We start from the raw sequence: 23,140 nt of genomic DNA, 5'->3' as shown, positions 1-23,140 counted from the left end.
AACGCTCACGGGACGCATAGTCAGTGTTGGAGCCATATAACTGATCGATACGTGGTCGGTTCGTTATTNCCAGTCGTGAACCGCTTTTCGTGACCGATGGACACCGAACTTCTCAAGTTCTGAGACGGTATTCGAAAGTGATAATCCAGCCAGATGTAACCGAATACCGAGCTTCATCAACTCGCTCGGTGTCCGCTCTCGCTCCACAAAATCTAATTCAAGCCAGTCGTTACAACCGCTGAGGCGAGTGATTTCCGCCATAGACCAGCCGAAATTCACTCCGCCTCAGTTTTCACTCTTAACTAAACACGACCTAGCGAACCGACCACAGCCCTATCCGACTCGGGAGCGTAGCTTCGGGGATGGGAGACGACAAGAACGGCCGAGCGAAGCAAGCACAAGATGCAGATAACCGCCAGCGCGCCCGCGATGTTGCCGCCACCCAAGCGCGGTGGAACGAACCGGAACCCCCGGACGAAGCGGCAGAAGCGGCCGATTTCGAGTCGGAGTTAGACTCGCTTTCGTTCCCGACAACGGGAACCGAGATCGTCGCCACCGTCGGCGACTATGCGGTTCGATCAGCCGATGAGAGCTATACGATCGGCGACCTCATCCCGGTGACCGAGGCGGAAACGTTCGATTCGCCGGCGGCCGTCCGCGTGCAGCTCCAGCGGCCGACCGTCGCTGCGGCGATGAAACAGGTCATCGATGCCAGCACAATCCTTCAGAACCCTGAATTCCCCTACTCACAGCGCAAAGCCTACGAACAGACGTTCAAAGAACTCCGCGCGATTGATGCCGATGACGACGACGAAGGGATTCAGGCGATGAGCGACTGGATTCTTGGGCGTATCGAGGAGAAAGGGAAGCTTCCGGGATCGCGCGATGTTCGCCGGCAGGCAGCGAAGTTCTGTCGGACGAACGGGTATCAGGTCCGGAACGACCAGTGGCTCGGCATATAGGCAGCCGCGTAGCATGCGGCCGTTCGATCACACGATAGAGAGCGTTTAACGATAGCTGGTGCGTCAGATCGTTCCACCAATGAATCCCCGAAGGTTGCTCACTCCAGTTGGGGCGGGTCTCACCACGTTTCTCCTCGTCGCTGTGGTTGTCATCGAAACCCTACAGATGGAGTTTTCCGCCATTATCGGCCTCCCGCTCGGCGTGCTCGCAGGCAGTGTCGTGGCAATCGGCCTGTGGCTGCGTCGAGACGACTTGCGTCGCAGGGTTCGCCGTGTTGCGACTGCATACGCGGCATTCGGGATAGCGGTCCTCACTTTCCTCTCACTTAGATACGTAAATATCGGGCGTAGCGTGCTCACATTCGATGGTATCGTTGGCGGCAGCCTCGTTGTTGTCGTGATCGTGTACATCTTGCTGTCTCTCAATGACCGGAAGCGTACGTGATGGTCCACTTGGCAGACCATGGGGTGGGCGTATCTTTTCGCCGCCAGTGTAGCCGATATGACAGACAGCAGTGAGTCTCCCACCGAGTACGAAGACGAGTTGACGGGTAGCCGCGAAGAGATAGCGACCGTGCTGAGCGGCGTTGTCGATGGATTGCTCACGGGCGGGCTTCGGTTCGGGGAGGATGCGGACGTTGTCAGTGTCGGCGTCGCCGACGAGGTGACGCTGGAAATCGAATTGGAAGCCGAACACGACGACCTGAATCTCGAACTCGAATTAGACTGGACCGCACCCGACGACGAGTCCGCCGTTTCGTTCACTGAGTCCGAGCCAGACGAAACAGACGCGGAGCCAGCACTCGCGGCTGCGGCCGACGCCACGCAGTCAGTGGCTCGGTTCGAAGTCTTCCGTGACCGCGCCGCGGAGTGGCGGTGGCGGCTCCGTCACCGAAACGGCAACATCATCGCTGTCAGCGGTGAGGGGTACACGCAAAAACACAACGCCCAGAAAGGGCTCCGGAGTGTGATGGCGAATTCGTCAGCCGCCGAACTCCGCGAGGAGGCCACGGACTAGTTCAACAGCCAGAACCCGTAGTTGAGATACGCGGCGAAGGAAACCCACAGGAGATACGGAACCAGTAGCAGGGCCGCCCGTCGGTCGACACGGTTGAACGTCCACATCGTTGTCACGATGAGTAACCAGAGGACGACGATGACGACGAGACCGAGGCCGATCTCCTGCAGTCCGAAAAAGACGGCCGACCAACCCAGATTGAACACGAAGTGGATCGCAAACACGCCGACTGCGAGCCGGACTGCCTGCGGCGACGACGGAGCCTGACGCCAGACCAGCCACAGTGCACCGCCGATGAGCGCGAACAGGACTGTCCAGACGGGGCCGAACACCCAGTTCGGCGGCGCGAGGGCGGGCTGCCGGAGCGTCGCGTACCACTCGGTGAGTCCTTGGGCAGTGAAGAGAGCACCGGAAACACCGACGAGTTCGACCGTTAGGATCGCAACGACAAGCGCGAGCAGCGGTCGCGTCCGCGCGAGGCGGCTGATCTTGGCACTACGGGAGGGCATAGCCGTACTTACACGCAAGCCGTCATAGGACTTAACGGTGGCAGGCAAGGCTGTTCTACCCACACCTCCATACGGTCCTCTTGTCGCCGGCTACTCGTCGCTCGCCGATTGAACACGGTCTGCGACCGTGCCCATCGTCTCGACCGCGACGCCGTGTCGATCACGGGCGTCGGCGATCAGTGCAGCCACCTCGCTCATTCGGGTTCGATCCCGCTCGCTCGTGATGTTGTTCGGGTGCAGCCAGAGATGAAGCACGCCGTCCTGCTCGTCTTCCAGCGCGGCAAGCCCAGCTTCGACCTGCCGAACGACCGGGTCGCCAGTAACGGTTTCGACCGCCCGGCGAGGCAAGCCCTCAAACGAAAACAGGAACAGCGATGCCGGAATGTTCACCACGCCGTCGGCATCGACGATCGGCTCGATGATCGGCGGTGCTGACAGGCCGAACGCGAACGTCGCCAGCTTGCCGACCGCATCAACTCCCGGCACCCCTATTTTCTCGTACCACCGCGCCGGCTGCCGACCTCTGTAACAACTGAATCCGTGAGCAGCCAGTAGCTCTCGATGGCCGATTTTGTTTCGCGGAAACACGAAGGCCTCCGGCGTCACGCCAGCCGCCTCGGCAGCGGCGACGCTCTCTCGCAGTTCGGCCGCTGCGATTTCCCGTGTCGTCTCGAGATTTCCGAACTCGACGTGGGAGAACGTGTGTAGCCCGATCTCGTGGTCAACATCGCTGGCTCGGATCTCGTCGATCAACTTGGGGGCGAACCACTCGCTGTCAGGGGTGGCCTGTCCACCGGGATCACGAGCGAACCACGCTTCACCGGCTGGGTGGTCGGCGTGGGTTCCGTCACACTCGCTCAAAAAGAGGTGGCCGACAACGGCCCACGTCGCCGGCAAATCATGTTCTTCGAATATCGACAGCAGAAACGGCCACGCAGCACGGGCGTTGGCAACGCGGTCGGCCGGCATCGTCGGCTGGTCGTGAAACCCCCAACTCAACTCGGCGTCCAACGAGATGACGACCGTGCCGGCCATCGCTGCTTACGCTCCTGCGGTGTCGACGACATCGATCCACAACTGCGTCGTCTGGTCGGGCCCGGCAGTCTCGCCCGGGTCACCCTTGTACACCTGGAACTGCAGACGGACGTTCTCGCCCGTCCGCGTAGGGGCGATCTGCCGTTCGACGACCGTGCTCTCGTTGTGTGCTAACTCGACGCCGAACCGGTCGACTTCCTGTTGGACGGCGACCGAGCCGTCGGGCCCGAGTGTTTCAGCAACGACAACGACAGTATAGTCGACCGCGCGGTGTTCGTGGTTTTCGAGGCCGAGCCACAGCGGTTGGCCCTCGCCAGCGACGAACGTCGTCGGGTAGTCCTCGGCCACTAAGTCGCCGTCGGCCGATTCGGTGAGGAGATACGATTCAGTGTAGGCTTCGCCCTGCGGCGGGGCCGCGCCGACGAAGGCGACCGCACCGACGAGCAGGATGACGGCGACTGCGAGCGTGCGGGCCTGCCGTGTCGATCCGACCGACCGGATCACAGAGCTTCGGCCACTGAGCGGGTTCGCACGCGCCCCAACCGGAAGCTGCCGACGGCGAACGGCGGCGACAGCGAGCGCGGCGAGGGTGAATAGCGTGAGTGCGACGACGACTGGCACGAGGCGGATCGCTGCCAACCAGTTGACAGCGACGCCGACGACGGCGACGACGATGGCACTCAACAGGAGCGACAGCCCGTCACGGACCAGCCATCCGGGGCTGTCGATCCACTCGCGGGCACCAGCAGCCGGTGCTGCGTCCGTTCGCTCGCTCGGCTTCTCCGGCAGCAACGCCGAGACGACGGCGTATCCCGGCCAAAACAGCAGGAACGGGATGCCGACCAGCCACGCGAGCGGCCCGCCGTCAACCGCGAGCAACACGCCGGCACTGACGACGACAGCCGCCGCGACGAGGAGCAGATCGCTGTTGGGTCCGAGCCGTCCAGTCGTGTCGCTCGGATCTTGGGCTTCATCAGTATCGCTCATAGGCTGCCCTCCGTGACCGACGAGGAGGTACACATCGTGACCTCGTCGTTGGTGTAGACACGGTTACGAGCGGGCGAACAGACCCGATCCGGGGAAACTGTCGGTGCGAGCACCGACTGCGATGGGTTGCCGTCCTCGTTGAAGACGGCGGGGCCGCTTCGCTGGTAGCTGCGGGCGATCACCGGCCGGGCGTCGGTCGAGCCGGATGCGTCGAACACCGCCGTCCGCGAGGTGTAGCCACCTAACCGCCCGTAGAGGGTGTGGTAGGGGTGGTCGCTGTCGACGCTGGCCGCCTCGTCGGGCGAGTAGATCGAACTGATCGTGCCGACGGCGGCGATCTCGGATTCGGTGTAGGAGTATCGTGGGTTCTCGTTGCCCAATGCCGGGCTGTCGAGGGTCGCTTTCTCGGCGACAACCATCGAGGTCGGATAGCCGATAGCGAGGACGACAACGATCACCAACAGCACGCGCTTCGAGGCGCGCCCGGAGAGGTGGAAGAGCCCGACGGCTCCCATGATCGCCAGCAACGCGTACATGAACGCGATCCAGCGGCCGGGAAGGATCGCCCGCACGCCGAACAGCGAGAAGCCGAAGATCACGACAAACATCGCCGCCGCGCTCAGGACGTACGTGCCGGTGAGACTCGGCGGGTTCTCCATCCGCAACAGTGCCAGCCCGCCGACGACGGCGATCGCCAGCAAGAGTGCGAAGCCGAACCATTCGACGAAGGGGACGATGTCAGCGAGGACGCCGACGCTTTCGGCTCCGCCCGCTGCTCCGGCAGTCTCCTCACCAGCAAGGTTGAGAAACCCCGCCTCGCTGGCGATCGTTGTTTCCAGCGTCGCAAGCATCTCGGTGAGGAACGGCTCGTCGCTGTACCACGGCGTCACCGTCCACGAGGCAATGGTCACGACGAGGGTAACGAGGAAGGTACCAACGATGCCGACGAGGCTTCTGGTACTCACGCGGTCGGCCGTCGATCCGAACACGCGGCTCGCCACGACGCTGACGGCGGCGATCCCAAGGAAGACCAGCAGGATCGCTGTCGACACTTGGTGGGTGAAGACAGTCGCAAGACTGACCGCCAGTAAGACGCCGATCAGCCACGGCTCGTCGGTGAGCGACAGCCGCGTGACGCTATAGAGCGCGCCAAGGAAGAACACCAGCCCGAGGCTCGTCGGAATGATGTGTAGGCCCCAGCGGATGACCTGATCGGCGAAGACGAACAGCGTCGTCGCCACCAGTGCCCACCGCGCCGGCAGCAACAGTGCCCCGGTCGCATAGATCAACAGGGCCGACAGCGGCACCAACAGCCCCACAGAGAGATACATCCCGATCCGCGCCGAGCCGAAGACGAGCGCGGCGACGGCACCGATCGTATGGTAGAACGGTGCCATGCTGTACTTGCTATCGGCAATCGCCGCCAGCGACCCGGAGTCAACGATGCCCTGGATGAAGACCGGGACGTGCGTCCAGATGTCGACGCCGATGAACCCCGGCGTGATGAACAGGACGCTCAGCCGAATCACGACCGCGCTAGCGAGGATCTGCGCCAACACGAGCGACGGCGACAGCTCGTCTGCATCGATCAGCAACGGCTGTGCGAGGATGGTCGCGCCGATAGCCCCGATCAGGAGGTAGATCGGCAGTGTTCTGCTGCCGACCGCTGCGATGGCCAAAACGAGCCCGGCCAGTCCAACGAAGACGGCTGAGGGGAGATATCGACCGACGCCGACCGGCAGGGTCGGAAACTCAAAGGCAGTCGCCTGTCGGCGGTGCACACCGAAATACAGCGCGCAGGCAACCCCGGTTGCGACCGGGATCACGACCAGCAGCACCTGTGCTGTCAGCAGCCGCAGGCTCAACAACAGAACGCTGGCGAGAATGCCGACTTTCGCCAGCGTGGTATCGAGCCGGTCGGCCGACAGCCACCGTGGGAGTCGATTCTGGTGGCTCATCGGGGACTCCGCGCTGACAGTCCGGTGCCCGGACGCAGTTCTGCGGCCCACTCCGGCCGAAACCGATACCTATCGCCCATGAATGGACAGTATTCAGTCATTTCGTAGCCTCGGAGAGACATCTATCACGGTCATACCGGGACGGCAGGCATTGTTATGGCCGCCATAACCCCGTTTTTCGACGCTCGCATCGCCGAATCGAGAGCACACAAACCCGTGTAATCGGGTCTAACACCGACGGTACGGACAGTTTCGCTCCCGCCGGCGATGGATGCCTACTGGAAACAAGCCAGTCAAATTTTGCTACGTATTCGGTACGTTGAACGCCAGCGAGCCGGGAACCGCGGGCGAAACCAACTGGGTTGGCGCAGCCTAACAAACCGTCATCCAAGCCTACAATCGGTCAGTAATGGAATCGACCACGCTGCCGCTCCCATCCGACCCATGAGCACCGACAGTCCGAACATCGTCATGGTGTCGATAGACAGCCTCCGTGGTGACCACTGCGGGTTCCTCGGCGACGACCGCGGCTTGACGCCGACGATGGATGATCTCGCCGCCGAGGGGGTCGCCTATGAGACGGCTGTCGCGCCCGGCCCGCAGACGTTTTCCTCGATGCCGCCGATCTTCACCGGACAGCCGCGACCGCAGACGACGCTGGAGGACTACCCACAAGAGAGTCACTGGGAGCGGCGACTGGCGTCGATCGATTCTCACCTCCGTCGCAACGAGACGCTCCCCGAGCGGCTGCAAGCGCGGGGGTACGACACTGCTGGTGTGACACCGAATCCGTGGACGACAGCTGCCTCTGGGTTCGACCGCGGATTCGATCACTTCGAGGATTTCTCGACCTGCAACAAAACGAACTGGCCCGCTGCCGTCGCCGAACGACTCCCGGGGGTCGATACCGATTCCCGGGCGGTGCAGCTCGTCATCAACATGGCCGCGGGCAGCGAATTTTTCGCCCCGTGGGAGCGGCTTCACACGGAGATCAAACGCCTCCGGCGGCAGCTCAGCGAGCCGTACTTTCTTTGGGTGTTCGTGCTGGATACTCACTTCCCGTTCATCCCGAAGCGTCGCCACCGCGAGGAGCAGTCGCTGTTCGGCACCTACTACAGTGCCTACCGATCCTCGGAGCCAATGCGGGGCAACGGTGAGGGAATGTCTGAGCGCGTCCGGCAGTCCCTCCAGCGGAGCTACCGCGACACCGTTCGCGCGACCGACACCTTCCTGCGCGAACTCCGATTGGAGCTCGCTGCCGACGACCCGGTGATGCTCGTCCATTCCGATCACGGCGAGTCCTTCGGCGATCACGGCAACTACGGCCACCACCACCGCCAGGTCTACGAGGAAAACATTCACGTCCCGTATCTCGTCCACAACGCCGGCAGCAGCGAGACCGTGAGCGCGCCCACGTCGCTCATGACGATTCCCGAGACGGCAGTGACGATCGCCGAGGAGGGTAGCTTCGATCCCGCTGCCGGGACTGACAGACAGGCACTCGCTGCCAGCGAGTGTGGGACTCACCGAGCCGTCAGACGCGACCGTTACAAGTACGTCGCCAGCGATGGCGACCGGGAACTGTTCGATCTGCAAACCGATCCCGGCGAAGCGGACAACATCGCGCCCTCGTTCCCGGAGCTTTCGCGGCGGCTGGATCGACAGTTACAACGACGGGATCACCACATCGCAGAGAGCACCAACATCCACCGGACAGTGAACCGACTCGTGGCGAACCGGACACTGTAGGCGATTCGATACCGCTGGCTACTCGAATCGCCCGGTTTCGGCACCACACTCCAGACAGCGGGTGAGTGTTCCGCTTCCCCCTTCGATGCGTTCGACCGTCGTCGGCGTTCGCTCGCCGCAGTCCGCACACTCACGGCGGATCTCGGTGTCGCCTCGTGCTTGGGGCGCGCCGAGAGCCAGCGCGATTACCCGCTGCTCGCCAGTGTTCACGCCTCGTTGGAACTCACCGGGTGCGAACCGGATTACGTCTCCAGCTTCTACCGTGACCTCGCCGGTCTCCATTTCGAACGTTACCTCGCCTTGCTGGATAACGAATACCTCCTCTTGGGTTTCGTGTTTGTGATAGCCATAGGCGAAACTCTCGCCGGGAGCCAACTCGTAGTAATTGAGTGCGATACTTTCAGCCCCGATGGCGTTCGTAATCGGTCGCGCGACGTCGGCTGGGCCGCTCCGGTCGTCCAACGCGTCGATCCTGACTTTGTTCATACCGCTACCTATGGTGAGACACCGAAATCTCTGCTGGTCGGGCCTAACGATTTGCGCCGACCCTTGCGTCCGCTGCTGGTTCCATCAATCGAGCCACTGGTAGTGACATCGGTGTCACCACCTGACATCGGTGTGCGCGAGTGCTTATGCGGCTGCCGGCCGTCGGTCGCATAGAGGAACCCTCAATGTCCCAAGAGAAAGCAGCCTACGCCGACGATGCCGAGATCGACGACGAACTGGACGCCCTCCCTTCGGAGGCCGACATCGACGAGACGATCACCAACCTCGAAGCCAACGGGTTCGAGGTCGTCGTTGTCGACACCGCCGAGGACGCTCTCGATACACTCCAGTCACACATTCCCGCAGGCGCGTCGGTGATGAATGGTCATTCGACGACGCTCGAAGAGATCGGCTTCGACGACTATCTCAGCGACGGCGACCACGAATGGGAGAGCCTGCCCGATCAGATCTGGAGCATTGACGACGATGCCGACCGGCAGGCGGCCCGCCGTGATTCCCAGACGGCCGACTACTTCCTTGGCAGCGTCAACGGGATCGCCCAGACGGGCGAGCTCGTCGCCGCGGACCGTTCGGGTAGCCGGATCGGCGCGTACCCCTTCGCTGCGAGCAACGTCGTCATTGTCAGCGGGATCAACAAGATCGTTCCCACGCTCTCGGACGCGCTGGATCGGCTCGAAACCGTCGCCTATCCGCTCGAAAACGAGCGCGCAAAGGAGGCCTACGGCGTCGAATCCGCGATCGCCAAACAGCTCATCTTCCGACAGGAACTCGATGAGGGCCGCACGACAGTGCTGCTCATCCGCGACGACCTCGGGTACTAACCACCTCGCGGCGTTTCGATACTGCTGTTCTGCGATCGCGCCTCTGTTCTCACTTGTTTTCGAGCGCGTCAAGGATGCACGCGGTGGCGATCACCGCCTCCTTCGGCACAGTGCTCGCGTCGTCAATCTGGACCGTGTAGCTGTCCCGCAGTGAGAACTGGCCGTCGATATCGCCGACGTGGTTGCCGTCGGCGTCGACGATCTCGTATTTGTTCGGGACGAGGTTCGCCACGGAGACGAGGTGTCGCAGCGCGGCGAGCGGCTTGCTCTTCGATTTGATCGTCGCCAACGGCTCGCCCGTGTCGGGATCTCGAATCGTCCAGTTCTCGACGAACAGCGACCACTCCTCGTCGAGAACGACGATCTCCTCGTCAGTGCCCGCGTCGATGAGGGTGTAGCTGCCGGCGATATCCAGTATCCCGCCGGCTTTCACGGTGAAGGCGTCCTCGTCGTCGCCGTTGAGAAACGGGAACTCCTCTTTCAGTTTGAACAGTTTCTGTTTGCCGCGGAGAACGGTGTTGCCGGACCTATCGGTGACGACGTACTTGTTTCGCACCAGGGACTGTTTGACCTCATACTGGTCATCGTAGAGCGTGACCGTTGAGATGTCGTATTTCGATTGCGCTGCTTCGGCTGTGGAGGGCGTGACCATAGCTGGAGGGTGACAGACGATTGGAAAAAAGCTTCTGTACTGTTCGGCCATACTGACAATTCACACAGGAACTGGCGTCGTGGGCGGCCACTTTCCTGCAGGAAACCTCCTTTCCTATAACCTGCCTGAAATATATTTCCTATCCTAGTCTCGGTGCAGTTACAATGATCGCAGCAACTGACGCTCGACGTTTCCTTGCACAGGATCGCGCAATCACTCACGACGGGGTCGGAGGTGCTGTCTAATGGTGTTCAGCACGCCCGTCTCGAAGGCCGCCTTCGTCGCCGGCCGCCTGCTCTTCGCGGTCGTCATTGGCTACCTCGCCGTTGGCAACCTCCTCGATCTCGAATCAGCAGTCGGCTACGCGAAAAGCAAAGGTGCACCCTTGGCTTCGATTTCAGTCCCACTCGGGAGCGTGGGCCTCGTTGCCGGCACGGTTGCCGTGCTGTCCGGCATCTACCCCGTAGTTGGCGCGCTCGCAATCGTCGCGTTCCTCGTTCCGATCACGGTCATCATGCACGATTTCTGGACGATGGAGGGCCAAGATCGACAGAACGAGCAGATTCACTTCCTGAAAAACGTCGGACTCATCGGTATCGCCCTGATCCTCGCAGCACTCGGGTCGGTGCCGTGGCCGGCAGCCGTTGGCATCGGACTCTGAGGGGGATGTCGGACTACCCAGCCGGGCAGTCGGATCGGCTCGCCGTTCCGTGGCGACTGACTGAACTCAGTTTCACCGATCCAGCCATGGTTTCGGGAGTGACGTACAGTTCGTCCACTCGATCCCTGTTGCTGGTGAATTTCACTTCACAGAGTCTCTAAGTGGTGTCACCTCCTTCGTTTTCTCCGTACTCATGTCCACGACACAAAGCCGCGATCAAGAACTACAGAGCAAGAACCCGACTGCCTGTCCGGTCGTCCGGACGCTGAATCGAGTTGGCACCCAATGGCGGCTGAATATTCTGTACTCTCTCCAGGGGTCGGAACTCCGGTTCAACGAACTCAAACGATCGACGGGTGCTCGATCGAAAACCCTCTCCGAAGCGCTTGACGCACTCACCGAGGAAGACCTGGTAATTCGCCGAACCGAAGCGGCAGATCCGATTGCCGTGTACTATACGCTCTCCGAGAAAGGCGAGACGCTCGTCGACCAGCTCGATGGGATCAGCGAATGGGCCGTTGAATGGGTCGACGATGTTGCGGATCCTGAGGCACAGCGTCCGCATATCGTGTGAGGGCTCGTGTAAGGCTGTCCGGGTGGGGGACTTATCACCCTACGGGAAGATCACGTGCCTATGTTGCCAGCGGACGACGGCTTTCGCACTGATATTGATCCACAAGACGCGTTTCAGGTGTTTAGCCACGAATTGCGACTTGAGACCCTGTACGCCTTATGGGAGGCCTCGAACTACGCCCTGTCGTTTTCGGAATTACAGTCGGCTGTCGAGGAACGAGACTCGGGTAAATTCACCTATCATCTCGAACAGCTCACCGGTCATTTCGTCCGTGAGGATGACAGTGAGTACGTCCTGCAATACGCTGGGCATCGGGTGATCGATGCCATCCAAAGCGGTGTGTTCACCGCTTCACCGACAGTCGAACCGACGGCCGCACCGGGGCAGTGTCCGCATTGCGATGGGACCCCGACCTTCGAATATGACTCCCATCTCGCCACGATTGCCTGTCCGGAGTGTGCAACCAAACTCATTGAGTACCCCTTCGATCCCGGTGGGTTTCAGGACCGGTCACCGACTGAGGCGATTCGCACGTTTGACGAGCGGACGAAACATAAATGGCGACTCGCATCCGGTGGTACCTGTTTCGTTTGCGCCGGGTGCGTCGAAGTGGAGTACGTCGATTCCCCAACGGAGATCGACAAGCACGATCGGTACGAGGAGTATTTCGCGGCTGGCCAGCCCGCCATCCTCCACTTAGATTGCACCCATTGCAGTTTCTATAGCTTCGTCCCTGTCGGTGTCCGCCTGCTTGATTCGCCGGCGGTGCTTGGACGCCTTGCGTCTCACGGGCTCGATATCTCAACGCAGTATCTGTGGGAGTTGCCGTTTGTGACTGATCCAGCAACGACGACCGTGCAGTCCCGAGACCCATGGCACGTCGAAATCACTGTCCCAACCGAAACAGGGTCACTCACAGTCGATCTGGATCACGAAGCTACAGTCGAGTCGATTACGGAGTCCTTGTAGTCTCACCGGAGTTTCCGTTTGGCGTCGTTTCTTAAATATATTTGAGTGAATCCCCTGCAGCCGTAGCGGCGGATAGCTCACTTCGGGTGCCTAACTGGATTCGACAGATATCAGCGTCGCTCTTTCTCACTTTGCAGACCGCTTTTGCAACCTTTCTGCGGTATCAGATGCAGGATTCTCGCGCTGGGATTGAACCACGCCAGTTCGCAGAGTCCCACCCCTGCTTTTTACCTATAATATATATTACTAGAATTCACTTCACAGAGTCTTTAATTGGGATACTGCCCTGTGTTTTAGCCAGATATGGACGTACACAATAGCAAACATATCGTCGCAGTGTGTGGGAGTCAGCGTGATGGCAGTCACACGCGCGCTGCACTTGCGCAGACGCTTACAGCAGCTGCAGCAACAGGTGCAAGCACCGAATTACTCGATCTAGCCGACATAGATCTCCCTGTTTTTGATCCAGCACAGGACAGTGTCGGGGATGCACCCGAACTCCGTCGGAAGATCCAGTCGGCTGATGCAGTCGTGCTTGGGTCGCCAATGTACCATGGCTCGTACTCGTCAATCCTGAAGACTACCCTCGACTACTGCAATCGAGAGGATTTCGATGGCACCACTGTCGGCCTCCTTGTCGTTGCTGGCGGCGGATTTCCCACGCCGGCGCTCGAACATCTCCGGTCGGTCGCCCGGGCACTCGGGGCGTGGGTGGTGCCTCATCAAGTGGCTATTCCGAACGCAAACAGTGCTGTTCAAGATGGCCACCTAACCGACGACGCTCTCCGGGAGCGCGTTGAGACACTGGGAACGAACGTCGTCGAGTACGCTGGTGTGGATGAGTTCCCAGCGACTACGGTGGACCCTGCCGCCCAACCGGCTGACTAATCCCGTCGCGGCCGCAGTGGAGCGTATTCTTTTGTACGTAGCTACCGAACAGTAGCATATGAAATCCAGACTTCAGCGGATATACAGCCGAGCGAAGTACGCCGCGATCGGTGCCGCAATCGGTGCCGGACTCGGCGGGGTTGTGAGTCGACAGGCCGCAAGTACTGGTGGCGCGCTGGGAGGCTTGGTTGGCGCAACACTCGGTGAAACCACTGCCGGGGAGTGGAAAGCATTCAAAACGGTCAAAGAAAAAGTAAAGCGAGAATAGGAGAACGGGATAGCATTCTGCTCGATCGGTGAGCGAACTCTGGGCTATTTTGGATTCAACGCACATTGGCCGCAGCCCAATGGGCTGGGGACCCGCTGCAGGTATATAGTTCAACAGAGCACCAACCAAGCCGAGGAAGCGTCCTGCGCTCAAACTACCGTTACGGGTTGGACATCCGGTGCCACTAACTTGTTCACGAACGTCTCCCCGATGATGACAGACTCCTCATTCAATTCGGACTGCGGAACAGCGACCGAAAGTGATCCTCGGAAACTGCTTACCGACGGCGGGACGGGGAAGGGACTCGTCACGTTCGAGAGCGACGCCACTGTGAGTGATTCGGTACAGCGTGTTAAAGAAGTCCTTGAGGAAAAGGACGCGATCAGACTGATGGCTGAGATCGACCACGAAGCCAATGCGGCAACAGTTGATCGTGACCTTCGACCGACGACCGTCCTCGTGTTTGGGAATCCCGATGTCGGAACGCCGTTGATGCAATCCGCCCCGAGTCTCGCCATCGATCTCCCAATGAAATTACTCGTCATGGAGGCAGATGACGGAACCGTGACTGTCTCGTATAATGATCCTGCGTATCTCGCCGACCGACACGATCTCACTGGGGAAGACGAACGACTGGAGACGGCAGCGGACGCACTGTCAACGTTGGCCGCAGTAGCAGCCGGGAAGGCCTAAAGGTGGACTTTCTGCGATAGGTTTTGATTGGCATCGGGGCTCTGCTCTCAACCGCTTGTCAGCAAACGGATCTGATTCACTCGCCGTCTTGACTCCATAGACCGGAGCGAAGTGTGTAAAAATTCACTTGGGGTCTGCCAACGGCAATGTCACTTCGATCACTTTTCGCTCCTGGGTGTTCTCTTTGAGCGTGAGCATCCCGTGGTGGCTATTGATGACTGTTTGGACCTCCCATAGCCCGATATGTCTCGCATGGTTGAGTGGATCCGGGTCATAGCCGTCTAACAAGGGTTGGATTTCCATCTCCGGAATCGGTTCGCCGGTATCCATAACTTGGATATCGATCTGTTGGTCGGCGATGTTTTCTTTGGCAGAAACGGTGATTGCTAAATCTTCATGCGAATTGTGCCGGACGGCGTTGTCGATCAACTCATCAAAGGCCTTGCGTAATGGCTCATCGGCTTCGATGTACACGTTCTCACAGTCAATGGTCCAGTTGATCGCCGGGTAGTCGGATCGATATTCGTCGATTCGAGCAGTCAGCAGGTCATTGATATTGGCCTTTGTATGGTCCTCTTGTCTATTCAGCGAGGTGAGTGCGTTTACCCAGTTGGTGAGATCAACTAACTCGGAGATGGCCCGCCGCATTCGATTCAGTATTTTGTCGTCCGACGGCTCATGGACGTGATTGAATGTGCCTTGGACGATTTGGAGTTCATTCCGGAAATTATGGCTAATGATCCGGTTCAGCAGGTGGAGATGGCGGACCTCCATTTTGTACTCGCTGATATCGCGGATGACGGCACTGACATAGGGTTGCTCGTCGATGGTGAGTTCAGAAAGCCGCATTTCTACCCAGATGATGTCGCCTGACGGCTGTTTGATCCGCCATTCAAACCGTTGGGGGTGCCCATCTGCAGCGGACTGAATTCGGGTGGTGAACTCGGATTGAGAAATGGAATCCGGACTCAGATCGACAATGTCGACTGTCGTGAGTTGCTCCTGAGAATATCCATACAAGTCCTCGGCGTACTCATTGGCGTAGTACATCTCGCCCGTCGCAGGATCATGGACCGTGATCCCGACCTCCAAATTGCTAAAGAGTTGCCCGGCGTCCGTGTCGAAACTGGTCTGAGAGTTCGTCATCTGCGCCCCTTGGTTTGGGTAAATCTCTTGTATTCATCTTAAATACCACGGGAAATAGTTGAATAATTGTAAATTTGTGAGGATTCACACTTCGCTGAAATTCCGGTCGTATCGAGGCGGGTCAACTGTGGCACCTGCGGAGGTGCTGTGGCTGCCGCTGGTCGATAGGCGTTGTTACGGCTTCACTCTCAGACCACTTGGGTGAGTAGAACCCATAGGATGACTCCGATGACAACCACCATGAGGAGTCCAACAGCGATGTTCTTGATGATCTGTTCCATGTGGTACCATACAACCGCTCTACGAATAAAGCCAGTCCACAGGTGAGAGAGCGGAGTTAGTAGCCGGGTCGCTGTTGCATCCCGCCGGTCAGTTGGACTGTGGTCGCATCAGTTGGTGTAGATAGACGACGCTGCTGGCAGTGGATTTTAATCGTTCGAAAATCGGATGGGCGCTGCAGGATTTGAACCCGCGACAACTTGGTCCGAAGCCAAGCACTCTGTCCAAGCTGAGCTAAGCGCCCGCACTCACTGGTTCCGATGCTCGAATAATAAGGGCGTCGGTCTCCCAATCGTAGGCCACTCGGTCACACGGCTCCGGGAACCACCTCCTTTATTCACTGCCGCCAATCACCGAGGCGTATGGCGTCGGTGTCACTCCCGCTCAGGGCCGCGATCGAACTCGCCCGGCCCGGCAACGCAGTCGCCGCTGGCGTGCTCACCTTTACCGGCGCGTTTGTCACCGGCGGCGTCGCTACCGGGCCGGCCGCCGTCGCCGCGGCTGTCCTCGCTACCGTCGCCGCGACGGCCGGCGGCAACGCGATCAACGACTACTTCGACCGCGAGATCGACGCCGTCAACCAACCCGATCGGCCGATCCCCCGCGGGGCGATCACCGCCCGCGGCGCGCTCGGTGTCAGCGTCGCTTGCTTCGGCATCGCAACCGTCGCCGCGCTGACGCTCCCGCTGGTCGCTATCGGGATCGCCGTCGTCAACCTCTTGGCTCTCATCGCCTACACAGAGTGGTTCAAAGGTCGACCACTCGTCGGCAACATCCTCGTCGCCTACCTCACCGGCAGTGCGTTTCTCTTCGGCGGCGCGGCCCTCGGCGAACCACTCGGCGCGGGCGTGTTGTTCCTGCTGGCGGCCGTTGCCACGCTCACACGGGAGATCGTCAAAGACGTAGAAGATATCACGGGCGATCGACAGGAGGGGCTGCGAACCTTCCCGATCGTCGTCGGCCGGAAGCCTGCGTTGTGGGTCGGCGTCGCCGTGATCACGGTCGCTGTCGCCGCGAGCGCGCTACCGTATCTCGACGATACCTTCGGGCTGAGCTATCTGATCGTTGTCGTGCCCGCCGACGCGGTGATGTTGTGGGCCGCGCTCCGCTCGTTCCGTGATCCGACCGCGAGCCAGCGATGGCTCAAACGTGGGATGTTCCTTGCGACCGCGGCGTTCGTCGTCGGCCGCGCGGCGGTCGTCCTCGGCTGAGTCGGTGTTGACGCCACCGCCGGTGCCTCTTTGCCGCGGGACTTCGATTATTCCTGTATGCCAGTCACTGACGATGACGCGATCCGCGACGTGCTGGGGATGAACTCGATTGCCGTCGTCGGCTGTTCGACGACCGCTGGCAAGGCCGCCCACGAGATTCCCGCCTATCTCCAGCGACATGGCTATACGATCCACCCGGTCAATCCCTACGCCGACACCGTGCTGGGCGAACCCGCGGTCGACTCACTCGGCGATGTCGAGGCCGAGATCGATCTCGTCAACGTGTTCCGGCCGAGCGAAGAAGTCGCCGGCATCGTCGAGGAGACGCTCGCTCGCCACGACGATGAAGGCGACATCAAGGCTATCTGGCTCCAACTCGGTATCACCGATGCCGACGCACTCGCCGACGCCGAGGTGGCTGGCCTCACGACGATCCAAGACCGGTGTATGAAAGTCGAACACCAGCGGCTGATAGCTGACTAACTCGGCGGCAGATGTAGGCGTACGTCGCTCGTCGCTTATTTGGCTGTCTCGGTGTTGTCGGTATCGTCGGCGTCGTCAGCAACCGACTCATCGTCGCTGTCGGCCGCCTCGATCGGAATTTCCTCGCTGTCGTCGGTCGTCGTATCGGCGGCGACATCGAGATCGGCGTCGTCGATCGCGGCTTCGATATCGACATCGAGTTCCTCGCCGATAGCCTCCAGAATGACACGCTGTTCGGCGATCTCGTTTTCGAGCGACTGGACTCGGCCGCCGGTGTCCTCGACCGTCCGCTTGGTTGACTCGACCTCCTTGCGGAGGGCGTTGAGTCGGCGATACATCTTCTCAGCGGTGTCGGCCACCGTCTGGATCTTTTTCGCGGTGCTTCCGAGTCCCATACCGGAGCGTCGGTATGGTGCTTTGTGTGTGTTATGGTCGACGGAGTGTTTTTCGTGCTGCCGCCGTGACGGGGTGTATGGACGCGCCGCGAATCCTGTTGACGAACGACGACGGGATCGACAGCGTCGGCTTCCGTGCGCTCTATGAGGGGCTGTCGACGGTCGGTGATGTCGTCGCCGTCGCGCCGGCCGACGATCAAAGTGCGGTCGGCCGGACTCATTCGGAGTCAGTCGAACTCGTTGACCACGAGTTCGGCTACGCGGTCCGGGGCACGCCGGTCGACTGCGTGATCGCCGGTCTCGGCTCGCTCTGTCCCGATGTCGATCTCGTCGTCTCGGGCTGCAATAAGGGTGCGAACCTCGGTGCGTACGTCCTCGGTCGCTCCGGCACCGTCAGCGCGGCCGTCGAAGCGGCGTTTTTCGGCGTCCCGGCGATCTCAGTCTCGCTCTATATCGAGGGCGGCGACGACTGGGCATCGCTGGCGACCGAGACGACTGATTTCGCCACGGCCCGAGATGCGACCACCTACCTCGTCGAACGGGCCACTACTGACGACGTATTCGATGCGGCCGACTATCTCAACGTGAACGTTCCGTTCGGCGACAACCCCGGTGTCGATGGGCCGTTGTCGATGCGCGTGACGCGACCATCAACCCGGTACGAAATGAACGCGGAACGCGATCCGAACGGCGACATCACGCTTACCGACGGGATTTGGGAACAGATGCGCGGCGACAGCGTTGACGACCCGGTCGGTACCGACCGCCGCGCGGTCGCAGACGGCGAGATCAGCGTCTCACCGCTGACCGCACCGCACTCGACAGAGCGTCACGACAGACTCGACGAAATCGCGGCTGGCTACATGGAGGGTAGCGAAGTTGATGCAGAATAGTCGCGTGCTCGGTTAGTCGTCCGACTCGGCGGCGGCCGCGCCGGAGTCCGTGGCTGCAGCAGCCTGCTTGCGGTCGAGTTCGTCGAGGTAGTCGTCGGCGTCGAGTGCGGCCTGCACACCCATCCCCGCGGCTGTNNCNGCCTGCTGGTAGTGGAAGTCGACCACGTCGCCNGCGCCGAANANNCCCNNNACNCCCGTNNGNGTCTGGCCGCCGCCGCGGCCGCCCTCNGTNAGGAGATANCCCTCGTCGTCGNNNTCGACGCNNNTNCCNTCNAGNTAGTCGGTGTTCGGGGTGTGGCCGATNGCGTAGAACACCGCGCCGGCGTCGAACTCGAATTCCTCGGTGTCAGGGTCATCGAGTTTCTCCGTCGGGTGGCCCTCGGGATTGGAGACCATTGTGACGTGGTCGATGCCGTCCTCTTGGGTGCCGTGGAGTTCGGTCACCTCAGTGTTGCGCATGATCTCGATTTCGCCGGCGTCGACTTTCTCCATGACCCGCTCGATCCACNCGTCCTCNGCGCGGAACTCCTCNCGGCGGTGGACGATGTNGACCGTCGANGCGAACTTNGTGAGGAAGTTCGCCTCCTCCATCGCGGCGTCGCCGCCCCCGACGACGAGCATCTCCTCGTCGCGGAAGAACGCGCCGTCGCAGGTCGCACACGTCGAGAGGCCGTANCCCATCANNTCATCNTCGCCNGGGANNCCGAGCGTGCGNGCGCTCGCNCCCGAGGCGGCGATCACGGCGTCGGCGGTGTAGACCGTGTCGTCGGTGAGCGTAATCCGGAACTGGCGGTCGGCTCCCTCGCCTTCGACGTCGACGTTTTCGAGGACGCCGTTTTCGATATCCGTCCCGAACTTTTTCGCCTGGGTTTTCATCTCGTTGATGAGGTCAGGCCCGGAGATGCCTTCCGGGAAGCCCGGATAGTTCTCGACATCGGTCGTCAGCGTGAGCTGGCCGCCGGGCTCGTCGCCCTCCAAGACGAGCGGGTCGTTGTTCGATCGTGCGGCATAGATCGCCGCCGACAGCCCGGCGATTCCGCTGCCGGCGATCACGAGTCGCCGGTGGTCGTCCGCAGGTGTTTCTGCTGACATACCTGGGTTTACGAACAGGGGCCGTATGTAGATTGTGCGTGCAACGGTACCGTACCGAAATCGCGGGCTCCCGACCCACTGGGAGCCCGCCGGAGCGGCTTAGAAGAGGTCCAGTAGCTCGTCGTGGTCGTCGACCTTGTCGGTCACATCAGTGTAGATCGCAAACCCCTGTGAGTCGCCGTAGGGGATGCCGCGGTAGAGGAACGTTTTCTCGCCGTCGGCGGCCGCGCGCTTGACGAAGGCGACGTTGGATTTGCCGTCGGCCGTCCGCTCGTCGAATTCTTTGGCTTCGGCCTCGCGCTCAGCGGGGACGATGAGGTCGTTGAGCGGGAGGCCGATCACGCGTTTCATGTCGGGGCTGAAGAGGTCTCGAAACGCGTGGTTGGCGTCGACAATTATCGGTTTGCCGTCCTCGATTTCGAACTTGACGACGGCGTCGTCGATGCGGTGGAGGAGCTGTCCGAACTGGGTGACGAACTGATCCGATGTTGCGTTCATGATGAGGGCCGTGCAGCGGGGATGATTCGTAGCGTGGTTCCACTGCATGAATCACTACTCGATAGCGAGTAATAAGTTTTCCGCAAAATTGCACTATGATTGTCCACTATATAGTGTTAAAAGACTATGAAAGTTTTAGAGCAGTTGAGATTAGAACAAATATGCGATATTTGACTTTGATGTTTTATTGATCCCACATATCGAACCGCAGGACGTGGGTTTAGGTTCACGTCTCCGAAAGCCACGCCAATGACCGACGAGTCGGAGTCGCCGCCGAGACCGGTGGCCGACCGCGCTGCCGACGACGTGCAGGCCGTCTACGACCGGATCGCCGAACACTTCGCCCAGACCCGGGAGTACGCGTGGCCCGAGGTCGAATCCTTCGTCGCCGACGAAGTCGATCGCGGCTCGCTCGGCCGCGCGCTCGACCTCGGCTGCGGCAACGGCCGACATACCGAACTGCTGGCCGACAACGGTGCGGCGGTCGTCGGCCTCGACGTGAGCAGCGGACTGCTGACCGAGGCCCGCAATCGCCGACAGGAGCGCGGTTTCGCGGCTGATTTCGTCCACGGGGATGCGGCCCGCCTTCCGTTCGCCGACAATACGTTCTCGCAAATCGTCTATGTGGCAACGCTGCATCACCTCCGGCCGGCAGCAACGCGGCGGGCGAGTCTCGCAGAAGTCGGGCGCGTGTTGAAGCCAGACGGCCGCGCGCTCGTCTCGGCGTGGAGCACGGCCCACGATCGGTTCGACGCCGACGCCGCCTTCGACACGACTGTCGAATGGACGCTCCCGGGCGGCGAGCGCGTCGATCGGTTCTACCACATCTACGACCCGGATTCGTTCCGCGCTGAGTTGTCGGTCGTCTCAGCGATCAGGTGTGTCTCGATGGAGGTATCGAGCGGTAACTGCTACGCTGTCGTCGCGCCGGCTGCGACTGAGCAGTGAATTTACCGGGGTGACGGATTGTGACCGTCGCGCACAACTGATGTGGAGTTATATATCGGGCGATACTACAGATGGGTACATGAGTGAGACAGACGGCGAGTCGGCAGGGGGGACCGACGAACAGGAGTACGAGGTCGCTGTTATCGGCGGTGGACCGGCCGGGCTTTCGGCCGCACTGTACACGACACGACTGAGCCACGATACGGTCGTCATCGACCGCGGCGGGGGCCGCGCGGCGATGATGCTCGATACGCACAACGTCATCGGCGTGCCGGAGGAGATTTCTGGCAACGAATTCCTGCAGACGGCAACCGACCAAGTGAAATCCTACGGTGGCGACGTGATCCGGGATTTCGTCGAGGAGATCGAGCGCGACGACGACGGCCGATTCCATCTCAGCGGCAACAACACCGATGTCGTCGCCGACCGCGTCGTCCTCGGGATGGGCTTCTCCGACGAGCGACCCGAGCCGCCGCTGCCGCGAACTGGCAAGGGGCTGCACTACTGTCTGCACTGTGACGCCTACATGTTCATCGACGAATCGGTGTACGTGATGGGGACCGGCGAGGCCGCGGCCCACGTCGCCATGATCATGCTCAACTTCACCGACGAGGTCGATATTCTGACCCGTGGCGACGAGATCGAGTGGAGCGACGAGACCCAGAAACTCGTCGAGGGTCACCCGGTCGATGTGATCCATGAGGACATCGAGAGCCTCTCGAAGGGCGAGGACGGCTGGCTCGAAAGCTTCACCTTCGAGGACGGCACCGTCCGCGAGTATCGCGGCGGCTTCGCCATGTACGGCGCAGACTACAACACCGGCCTCGCCACGTCGCTCGGCTGTGAGCTGAACGACGACGGGACGGTCATCGCCGACGACCACGGCCAGACGACCGTCGACGGAGTTTACGCCGTCGGTGACATCACGCAGGGGCACAATCAGGTGCCCGTGGCGATGGGCAAGGGTGCTCGCGCGGGCCTCTCGATCCACAAGGAACTGCGGACGTTCCCGAAATCGCTGGAAGAACTCGAAGCCGAAGGGCCGGTTGGCGAGACCGACGTGCCCGGTGTCTCCCCGGATATTCGGGAAGCCGCGGAAGCGTTCGCCGACGACTGACGACGCTGAACCGGTAAGGTATTAGTGGGCCATCGAAAAGTGAGGGGTGCGTGCCGGTGGTCTAGTGGTAGGACCTGAGCCTTCCAAGCTCATGGCCCGGGTTCAAATCCCGGCCGGCACATTCCTGCGGCGAGTAACTCCGCGAGCCGCAGGTATTCCCACGTGGATTTGTAACCCAACGAGTCGCAGCCCGCACAGCGAACGAAGTGAGCGAGCAGGACCGTCTCGGTTCGGTTCAAATCCCGGCCGGCACATCCTGCCGAGGACAACACTGCGAGCGACCGCTGTGTCGCTCGCGCTCCGTCCGAGGCTGTCTGTAACACGCCGGATTTGAAGCAGCGAGTGACGCGAACGGAGTGAGCAAACGAGTGAGGTTCAAATCCCGGCCGGCACATTCTACCGGAATTTCTGCATACCGTGAATAGTGTCTGCTCGGGCTACGAGACTACTCGGTTAGTTGTACTGCTCCTTGAGGTACGATGCGATCTCGGAGCTATCGGCCAAGTGGCCCTCGGGGAGGTCGTCGCTGACGAGGACGGGGACACCGCGCTGGCCGGTGATCGATTCGAGCTCGTCGCGGTCGGGTTTCGATTCGGGGACGATGATTTCTTCGTGATCGACCGACAGCACGTCAAGCACGCGACGGACGCGTTTTGAATACGGGCAGTCGGGTCGGTCGTAGAGGGTAAACTCTGGCATGCATGCGACGGTGGGGCTGGCTTCGGGATAGGGATTTTTCAAAGAGCGGCTGGAGTCGGCATGAAGAGTGCTCAAACTGCGTTCAAATTCTGGTTGTATTCGATATCTTGAGGCGGATGCGTGACGAC

Annotated in this window: 27 protein-coding genes, 2 tRNA genes and 1 pseudogene; 17 read left to right on the top strand and 13 right to left on the bottom strand. The window is 60.8% G+C overall.

What is annotated here, in order from left to right; genetic code table 11:
- Nucleotides 1-69: 69 nt before the first annotated feature.
- Nucleotides 70-261 (bottom strand): annotated as a pseudogene (locus EGH24_RS06640) (IS6 family transposase); the annotation flags it as partial.
- A gap of 101 nt (nucleotides 262-362) precedes the next feature.
- On the opposite strand from EGH24_RS06640, the gene EGH24_RS06635 reads away from it, so the two are divergent.
- From EGH24_RS06635 to EGH24_RS06625, 3 genes are all read left to right on the top strand, one after another.
- Nucleotides 363-962: a DUF5789 family protein gene (locus EGH24_RS06635; RefSeq protein ID WP_142979367.1), complete on the top strand. Its 600-nt coding sequence runs from the start codon at nucleotides 363-365 to the stop codon at nucleotides 960-962.
- A gap of 79 nt (nucleotides 963-1,041) precedes the next feature.
- Complete coding sequence (locus tag EGH24_RS06630; RefSeq protein ID WP_142979366.1) at nucleotides 1,042-1,407, top strand: hypothetical protein; 366 nt, start codon at nucleotides 1,042-1,044, stop codon at nucleotides 1,405-1,407.
- Between the two features lie 57 nt (nucleotides 1,408-1,464).
- Nucleotides 1,465-1,980, top strand: a complete 516-nt coding sequence (locus EGH24_RS06625; RefSeq protein ID WP_142979365.1) for an amphi-Trp domain-containing protein — start codon at nucleotides 1,465-1,467, stop codon at nucleotides 1,978-1,980.
- Here EGH24_RS06625 and EGH24_RS06620 read toward each other — a convergent pair.
- The 4 genes from EGH24_RS06620 to EGH24_RS06605 form a co-directional block, all read right to left on the bottom strand.
- A complete protein-coding gene (locus EGH24_RS06620) occupies nucleotides 1,977-2,489 on the bottom strand; it encodes a TspO/MBR family protein (RefSeq protein WP_142979364.1) in 513 nt (170 codons plus the stop codon). The two genes, EGH24_RS06625 and EGH24_RS06620, sit on opposite strands and share 4 nt — an antisense overlap.
- Before the next feature lie 90 nt (nucleotides 2,490-2,579).
- Entirely contained in the window at nucleotides 2,580-3,524 is a 945-nt protein-coding gene (locus EGH24_RS06615; RefSeq protein ID WP_142979363.1) for a polysaccharide deacetylase family protein, read from the bottom strand.
- Nucleotides 3,525-3,530: 6 nt separating this feature from the next.
- Nucleotides 3,531-4,511, bottom strand: a complete 981-nt coding sequence (locus EGH24_RS06610; RefSeq protein ID WP_142979362.1) for a DUF1616 domain-containing protein — start codon at nucleotides 4,509-4,511, stop codon at nucleotides 3,531-3,533.
- The gene (locus EGH24_RS06605; protein WP_142979361.1) at nucleotides 4,508-6,469 is read right to left on the bottom strand and encodes a hypothetical protein; all 1,962 of its coding nucleotides are present in this window, start codon (nucleotides 6,467-6,469) and stop codon (nucleotides 4,508-4,510) included. Before EGH24_RS06605 ends, EGH24_RS06610 begins: the two co-directional genes overlap by 4 nt.
- A 444-nt stretch (nucleotides 6,470-6,913) precedes the next feature.
- Between EGH24_RS06605 and EGH24_RS06600 the strand changes: the two genes are divergently transcribed.
- Nucleotides 6,914-8,218, top strand: a complete 1,305-nt coding sequence (locus tag EGH24_RS06600; RefSeq protein WP_185903254.1) for a sulfatase-like hydrolase/transferase — start codon at nucleotides 6,914-6,916, stop codon at nucleotides 8,216-8,218.
- 18 nt (nucleotides 8,219-8,236) lie between these two features.
- On the opposite strand, the gene EGH24_RS06595 is transcribed toward EGH24_RS06600, so the two are convergent.
- Entirely contained in the window at nucleotides 8,237-8,704 is a 468-nt protein-coding gene (locus EGH24_RS06595) for a cupin domain-containing protein (protein ID WP_142979359.1), read from the bottom strand.
- A 185-nt stretch (nucleotides 8,705-8,889) separates the two neighbouring features.
- On the opposite strand from EGH24_RS06595, the gene EGH24_RS06590 reads away from it, so the two are divergent.
- Entirely contained in the window at nucleotides 8,890-9,546 is a 657-nt protein-coding gene (locus EGH24_RS06590) for a lactate utilization protein (protein ID WP_142979358.1), read from the top strand.
- A gap of 49 nt (nucleotides 9,547-9,595) precedes the next feature.
- Here EGH24_RS06590 and EGH24_RS06585 read toward each other — a convergent pair whose 3' ends face one another.
- Nucleotides 9,596-10,198, bottom strand: a complete 603-nt coding sequence (locus EGH24_RS06585) for an LURP-one-related/scramblase family protein (protein WP_142979357.1) — start codon at nucleotides 10,196-10,198, stop codon at nucleotides 9,596-9,598.
- A gap of 244 nt (nucleotides 10,199-10,442) precedes the next feature.
- On the opposite strand from EGH24_RS06585, the gene EGH24_RS06580 reads away from it, so the two are divergent.
- The 6 genes from EGH24_RS06580 to EGH24_RS06555 all read left to right on the top strand — a co-directional run bounded on the left by EGH24_RS06580 (nucleotide 10,443) and on the right by EGH24_RS06555 (nucleotide 14,251).
- Entirely contained in the window at nucleotides 10,443-10,859 is a 417-nt protein-coding gene (locus tag EGH24_RS06580; protein WP_142979356.1) for a DoxX family protein, read from the top strand.
- Nucleotides 10,860-11,052: 193 nt separating this feature from the next.
- Nucleotides 11,053-11,433, top strand: a complete 381-nt coding sequence (locus EGH24_RS06575; protein ID WP_142979355.1) for a winged helix-turn-helix transcriptional regulator — start codon at nucleotides 11,053-11,055, stop codon at nucleotides 11,431-11,433.
- 60 nt (nucleotides 11,434-11,493) lie between these two features.
- The gene (locus tag EGH24_RS06570; RefSeq protein ID WP_142979354.1) at nucleotides 11,494-12,402 is read left to right on the top strand and encodes a DUF7351 domain-containing protein; all 909 of its coding nucleotides are present in this window, start codon (nucleotides 11,494-11,496) and stop codon (nucleotides 12,400-12,402) included.
- Between the two features lie 303 nt (nucleotides 12,403-12,705).
- Nucleotides 12,706-13,290: an NADPH-dependent FMN reductase gene (locus tag EGH24_RS06565; RefSeq protein WP_142979353.1), complete on the top strand. Its 585-nt coding sequence runs from the start codon at nucleotides 12,706-12,708 to the stop codon at nucleotides 13,288-13,290.
- A gap of 58 nt (nucleotides 13,291-13,348) precedes the next feature.
- Nucleotides 13,349-13,558, top strand: coding sequence for a hypothetical protein (locus EGH24_RS06560; protein ID WP_142979352.1), 210 nt, complete (start codon nucleotides 13,349-13,351; stop codon nucleotides 13,556-13,558).
- 213 nt (nucleotides 13,559-13,771) lie between these two features.
- Nucleotides 13,772-14,251, top strand: a complete 480-nt coding sequence (locus EGH24_RS06555; RefSeq protein ID WP_185903253.1) for a DUF302 domain-containing protein — start codon at nucleotides 13,772-13,774, stop codon at nucleotides 14,249-14,251.
- Nucleotides 14,252-14,374: 123 nt separating this feature from the next.
- Here the strand turns inward: EGH24_RS06555 and EGH24_RS06550 are convergent, their stop codons facing one another.
- Nucleotides 14,375-15,397: a PAS domain-containing sensor histidine kinase gene (locus EGH24_RS06550; RefSeq protein ID WP_142979350.1), complete on the bottom strand. Its 1,023-nt coding sequence runs from the start codon at nucleotides 15,395-15,397 to the stop codon at nucleotides 14,375-14,377.
- A gap of 448 nt (nucleotides 15,398-15,845) precedes the next feature.
- Nucleotides 15,846-15,920: transfer RNA gene (locus EGH24_RS06545), tRNA-Arg, on the bottom strand.
- 118 nt (nucleotides 15,921-16,038) lie between these two features.
- Between EGH24_RS06545 and EGH24_RS06540 the strand changes: the two genes are divergently transcribed.
- Both EGH24_RS06540 and EGH24_RS06535 read left to right on the top strand, forming a co-directional pair.
- Nucleotides 16,039-16,887: a geranylgeranylglycerol-phosphate geranylgeranyltransferase gene (locus EGH24_RS06540; protein WP_142979349.1), complete on the top strand. Its 849-nt coding sequence runs from the start codon at nucleotides 16,039-16,041 to the stop codon at nucleotides 16,885-16,887.
- Between the two features lie 57 nt (nucleotides 16,888-16,944).
- Nucleotides 16,945-17,370: a CoA-binding protein gene (locus EGH24_RS06535; RefSeq protein WP_142979348.1), complete on the top strand. Its 426-nt coding sequence runs from the start codon at nucleotides 16,945-16,947 to the stop codon at nucleotides 17,368-17,370.
- A 35-nt stretch (nucleotides 17,371-17,405) separates the two neighbouring features.
- Here the strand turns inward: EGH24_RS06535 and EGH24_RS06530 are convergent, their stop codons facing one another.
- Entirely contained in the window at nucleotides 17,406-17,765 is a 360-nt protein-coding gene (locus EGH24_RS06530) for a DUF5798 family protein (protein ID WP_142979347.1), read from the bottom strand.
- A 77-nt stretch (nucleotides 17,766-17,842) separates the two neighbouring features.
- Here EGH24_RS06530 and surE point away from each other — a divergent pair, with 77 nt between their 5' ends.
- A complete protein-coding gene (gene surE, locus EGH24_RS06525; RefSeq protein ID WP_142979346.1) occupies nucleotides 17,843-18,658 on the top strand; it encodes a 5'/3'-nucleotidase SurE in 816 nt (271 codons plus the stop codon).
- A gap of 12 nt (nucleotides 18,659-18,670) precedes the next feature.
- Here the strand turns inward: surE and EGH24_RS06520 are convergent, their stop codons facing one another.
- Nucleotides 18,671-19,750, bottom strand: coding sequence for an NAD(P)/FAD-dependent oxidoreductase (locus EGH24_RS06520; RefSeq protein WP_142979345.1), 1,080 nt, complete (start codon nucleotides 19,748-19,750; stop codon nucleotides 18,671-18,673).
- Between the two features lie 99 nt (nucleotides 19,751-19,849).
- Complete coding sequence (locus EGH24_RS06515; RefSeq protein WP_185903252.1) at nucleotides 19,850-20,248, bottom strand: PAS domain-containing protein; 399 nt, start codon at nucleotides 20,246-20,248, stop codon at nucleotides 19,850-19,852.
- Between the two features lie 249 nt (nucleotides 20,249-20,497).
- Between EGH24_RS06515 and EGH24_RS06510 the strand changes: the two genes are divergently transcribed.
- The 3 genes from EGH24_RS06510 (at nucleotide 20,498) to EGH24_RS06500 (ending at nucleotide 22,434) form a co-directional block, all read left to right on the top strand.
- Nucleotides 20,498-21,196 (top strand): class I SAM-dependent methyltransferase, encoded by a 699-nt coding sequence (locus EGH24_RS06510; protein WP_142979343.1) that lies wholly within the window; start codon nucleotides 20,498-20,500, stop codon nucleotides 21,194-21,196.
- A gap of 79 nt (nucleotides 21,197-21,275) precedes the next feature.
- Entirely contained in the window at nucleotides 21,276-22,313 is a 1,038-nt protein-coding gene (locus EGH24_RS06505; protein WP_142979342.1) for an NAD(P)/FAD-dependent oxidoreductase, read from the top strand.
- A gap of 50 nt (nucleotides 22,314-22,363) precedes the next feature.
- Nucleotides 22,364-22,434, top strand: a tRNA-Gly gene (locus EGH24_RS06500).
- Between the two features lie 332 nt (nucleotides 22,435-22,766).
- Here the strand turns inward: EGH24_RS06500 and EGH24_RS15275 are convergent.
- Nucleotides 22,767-23,012, bottom strand: a complete 246-nt coding sequence (locus tag EGH24_RS15275; protein WP_185903251.1) for a glutaredoxin family protein — start codon at nucleotides 23,010-23,012, stop codon at nucleotides 22,767-22,769.
- Nucleotides 23,013-23,140: the final 128 nt, after the last annotated feature.

Source organism: Halonotius terrestris (assembly GCF_006861665.1).
Taxonomy (GTDB): Archaea; Halobacteriota; Halobacteria; order Halobacteriales; family Haloferacaceae; genus Halonotius; species Halonotius terrestris.
This window is presented reverse-complemented; position numbering and strand designations above follow the sequence as displayed.

Excerpts from the sequence above, each read along its gene's own strand:
- EGH24_RS06560 (WP_142979352.1), top strand. The coding sequence starts at position 13,349 with ATGAAATCCAGACTTCAGCGGATATACAGCCGAGCGAAGTACGCCGCG.
- EGH24_RS06565 (WP_142979353.1), top strand. The coding sequence starts at position 12,706 with ATGGACGTACACAATAGCAAACATATCGTCGCAGTGTGTGGGAGTCAG.
- EGH24_RS06590 (WP_142979358.1), top strand. The coding sequence starts at position 8,890 with ATGTCCCAAGAGAAAGCAGCCTACGCCGACGATGCCGAGATCGACGAC.
- EGH24_RS06570 (WP_142979354.1), top strand. The coding sequence starts at position 11,494 with ATGTTGCCAGCGGACGACGGCTTTCGCACTGATATTGATCCACAAGAC.
- EGH24_RS06620 (WP_142979364.1), bottom strand. The coding sequence starts at position 2,489 with ATGCCCTCCCGTAGTGCCAAGATCAGCCGCCTCGCGCGGACGCGACCG.
- EGH24_RS06555 (WP_185903253.1), top strand. The coding sequence starts at position 13,772 with ATGACAGACTCCTCATTCAATTCGGACTGCGGAACAGCGACCGAAAGT.
- EGH24_RS06535 (WP_142979348.1), top strand. The coding sequence starts at position 16,945 with ATGCCAGTCACTGACGATGACGCGATCCGCGACGTGCTGGGGATGAAC.
- EGH24_RS06630 (WP_142979366.1), top strand. The coding sequence starts at position 1,042 with ATGAATCCCCGAAGGTTGCTCACTCCAGTTGGGGCGGGTCTCACCACG.
- EGH24_RS15275 (WP_185903251.1), bottom strand. The coding sequence starts at position 23,012 with ATGCCAGAGTTTACCCTCTACGACCGACCCGACTGCCCGTATTCAAAA.
- EGH24_RS06515 (WP_185903252.1), bottom strand. The coding sequence starts at position 20,248 with ATGAACGCAACATCGGATCAGTTCGTCACCCAGTTCGGACAGCTCCTC.
- EGH24_RS06605 (WP_142979361.1), bottom strand. The coding sequence starts at position 6,469 with ATGAGCCACCAGAATCGACTCCCACGGTGGCTGTCGGCCGACCGGCTC.
- surE (WP_142979346.1), top strand. The coding sequence starts at position 17,843 with ATGGACGCGCCGCGAATCCTGTTGACGAACGACGACGGGATCGACAGC.
- EGH24_RS06505 (WP_142979342.1), top strand. The coding sequence starts at position 21,276 with ATGAGTGAGACAGACGGCGAGTCGGCAGGGGGGACCGACGAACAGGAG.
- EGH24_RS06610 (WP_142979362.1), bottom strand. The coding sequence starts at position 4,511 with ATGAGCGATACTGATGAAGCCCAAGATCCGAGCGACACGACTGGACGG.
- EGH24_RS06595 (WP_142979359.1), bottom strand. The coding sequence starts at position 8,704 with ATGAACAAAGTCAGGATCGACGCGTTGGACGACCGGAGCGGCCCAGCC.
- EGH24_RS06615 (WP_142979363.1), bottom strand. The coding sequence starts at position 3,524 with ATGGCCGGCACGGTCGTCATCTCGTTGGACGCCGAGTTGAGTTGGGGG.
- EGH24_RS06635 (WP_142979367.1), top strand. The coding sequence starts at position 363 with ATGGGAGACGACAAGAACGGCCGAGCGAAGCAAGCACAAGATGCAGAT.
- EGH24_RS06585 (WP_142979357.1), bottom strand. The coding sequence starts at position 10,198 with ATGGTCACGCCCTCCACAGCCGAAGCAGCGCAATCGAAATACGACATC.
- EGH24_RS06580 (WP_142979356.1), top strand. The coding sequence starts at position 10,443 with ATGGTGTTCAGCACGCCCGTCTCGAAGGCCGCCTTCGTCGCCGGCCGC.
- EGH24_RS06625 (WP_142979365.1), top strand. The coding sequence starts at position 1,465 with ATGACAGACAGCAGTGAGTCTCCCACCGAGTACGAAGACGAGTTGACG.
- EGH24_RS06510 (WP_142979343.1), top strand. The coding sequence starts at position 20,498 with ATGACCGACGAGTCGGAGTCGCCGCCGAGACCGGTGGCCGACCGCGCT.
- EGH24_RS06530 (WP_142979347.1), bottom strand. The coding sequence starts at position 17,765 with ATGGGACTCGGAAGCACCGCGAAAAAGATCCAGACGGTGGCCGACACC.
- EGH24_RS06550 (WP_142979350.1), bottom strand. The coding sequence starts at position 15,397 with ATGACGAACTCTCAGACCAGTTTCGACACGGACGCCGGGCAACTCTTT.
- EGH24_RS06600 (WP_185903254.1), top strand. The coding sequence starts at position 6,914 with ATGAGCACCGACAGTCCGAACATCGTCATGGTGTCGATAGACAGCCTC.
- EGH24_RS06540 (WP_142979349.1), top strand. The coding sequence starts at position 16,039 with ATGGCGTCGGTGTCACTCCCGCTCAGGGCCGCGATCGAACTCGCCCGG.
- EGH24_RS06575 (WP_142979355.1), top strand. The coding sequence starts at position 11,053 with ATGTCCACGACACAAAGCCGCGATCAAGAACTACAGAGCAAGAACCCG.